This window comes from Tepidimonas fonticaldi (genome assembly GCF_001675355.1).
In the GTDB taxonomy this organism is placed as follows: Bacteria; Pseudomonadota; Gammaproteobacteria; order Burkholderiales; family Burkholderiaceae_C; genus Tepidimonas; species Tepidimonas fonticaldi.
Genome location: NZ_LZDH01000004.1, coordinates 1 through 1,942, shown reverse-complemented (window position 1 = coordinate 1,942; position 1,942 = coordinate 1). Strand labels below are relative to the sequence as shown.

2 protein-coding genes and 1 pseudogene are annotated in these 1,942 nt (G+C 57.4%); all 3 read left to right on the top strand.

Translation table 11 applies throughout. The annotated features are described in order from the left end of the window. A pseudogene (locus A9O67_RS13495) lies at positions 1–588 on the top strand (restriction endonuclease subunit S); the annotation flags it as partial. Beyond that, entirely contained in the window at positions 585–1,286 is a 702-nt protein-coding gene (locus A9O67_RS00895; protein WP_068606462.1) for a DUF3800 domain-containing protein, read from the top strand. The pseudogene A9O67_RS13495 and the gene A9O67_RS00895, both read left to right, overlap by 4 nt. 23 nt (positions 1,287–1,309) lie before the next feature. Beyond that, positions 1,310–1,795, top strand: coding sequence for a hypothetical protein (locus A9O67_RS00890; RefSeq protein ID WP_197484378.1), 486 nt, complete (start codon positions 1,310–1,312; stop codon positions 1,793–1,795). Positions 1,796–1,942 lie beyond the last annotated feature (147 nt).

The window sequence follows — 1,942 nt, the reverse complement described above, 5'->3', positions numbered from 1 at the left end:
CATAATCATCCGGGACATGACAACTATCTCAACGGCCTTGCTCTTCAAAAATTCCCCCCTGAAAGCGAAGAAGAGTTCTTGCCAGTCATCAAAATCGCACAACTACGCGCGGGAAACACAAATGGCGCAGATCGTGCGAGTGCACGAATCAAGCCTGAATATATCGTCACCGATGGGGATGTGCTGTTTTCGTGGTCTGGCTCGCTGGAAGTCGAGGTATGGAATGGCGGCCCAGGAGCCTTGAATCAGCACCTGTTCAAGGTGACGTCAGACAAGGTCCCGAAGTGGTTCTACTTCTTCGCAACGCGACATCACTTGCCGGCATTTCGTGCAATCGCTGCCGGCAAGGCGACAACGATGGGCCATATTCAGCGAAAGCATCTTACTGACGCCCGGGTTGCCGTCGCGCCACTGAAGAGCATGCAAGAGTTTGACGCGGTCATTGCTCCGCTTTTCGAACAGTTCGTGCGCAATTCTCAGCAATCCCGCACCCTCGCCCAACTCCGCGACACCCTGCTACCCAAGCTTATCTCTGGCGAGTTGCGCATCGCCGATGCCGAAGACTTCCTCAAGGGGCGTGGCTCATGACCGAGACCGTTCACATCTATTGCGACGAGTCTTGCCATCTGGAAAACGATGGCATGAAGGCGATGGTGCTGGGGGCCTTGTGGTGCCCGGCGGAGCGGCAAAAGTCCTTGTCACGAAAGGTCAAGGCGCTGAAAGCTCAGTACGGTTTGCCGCCCGGATTCGAGATCAAGTGGGTCAAGGTTTCGCCGGGCAAGCTGTCGTTCTATCAGGCGTTATTGGACTTGTTTTTCGACGAACCTCTGCTGCGTTTTCGTGGCCTGGTGGTGCCGGACAAGCAGTTGCTGGATCACGGGCGCTTTGCTCAAAGCCACAATGATTTTTATTACAAGCAGTGGTACACGCTGCTCAACCGGTTGATCGATCCGGAAAAGCACTATCGGATCTTTCTAGACATCAAGGACACGCAGGGACGTCGCAAGGTGGCCAAGCTGCACGATGTGCTGTGCAATGCCAATTACGACTTTGATCGCAGCATCATCGAGTCGATCGAACAGGTGCAGTCCCATGACGTGCCGCTGCTGCAACTGGCGGATTTGTTGATCGGGGCGTTGTCGTACGTGCATCGGGGTCGGCATGGCAGCCCGGCCAAGCAGGCACTGGTGGCGCATATCCGGCATCGCAGTGGGCTGAGCCTGGAGCAAAGCTCCCTGTGGCGGGCGGAAAAATTCAACCTGCTCGTCTGGAGGGCGCAGTCTTGACGTTGCCCCCTCCCTTGATCCCCTTGAGCGACTTTGCCGGCTGGCAGGCGTATGAGGACGCGATCTACGCCATCTACCTGGAGACCGTGGCACACGCTGGCCTGACGTTCTGTGGTAGCCCGGTCAAGGTGCGGTTCAGACCCGAGACCAAGCACAAGGGATATGGTTTCTGGCACCTGATTTCCGAGGCACCAGATCAGCGCAACCGCAACGAGGACGACCGCATTCCGGATCTGAGTCGTTGCGAGAGGGTGCGCTGGGTGGCGTGGTGCATCCAGAATGCGGATGCAGGGGCGCCCGGCTTTTCATGGTGGGAGAACGAACGCGGGAGGGAAACCCACGTCGTCATCTGGGCGGAACAGCATGACTTCGCCGTGGTGCTGGCCAAGCGCCAGACCGCGCAGGGGCCGAGGTTCTATCTGCTGAAGACAGCTTACTGCCTGCGGGCGCACACGATCAGGAAGTTCATAAAGGAGCGGGATGCATGGCGCGCAGCCCAGAAAGACTGAAGCCCCGGCACATTGCTGTGCAAGGGCTTCGGATACTCCTTCTACACGTGGTAGATGAGCTGGCACAGAGTTTAACCCCGTCTGGGGGGTAGGTCAATCGGGAGGGGGATTGTGGGTTTCCTATCTGTCATGTCCCGGATGATTATG

What these genes read in the sequence shown, in the direction of transcription:
- A9O67_RS00895 (WP_068606462.1), top strand. Translation starts at nt 585, where the DNA reads ATGACCGAGACCGTTCACATCTATTGCGACGAGTCTTGCCATCTGGAA.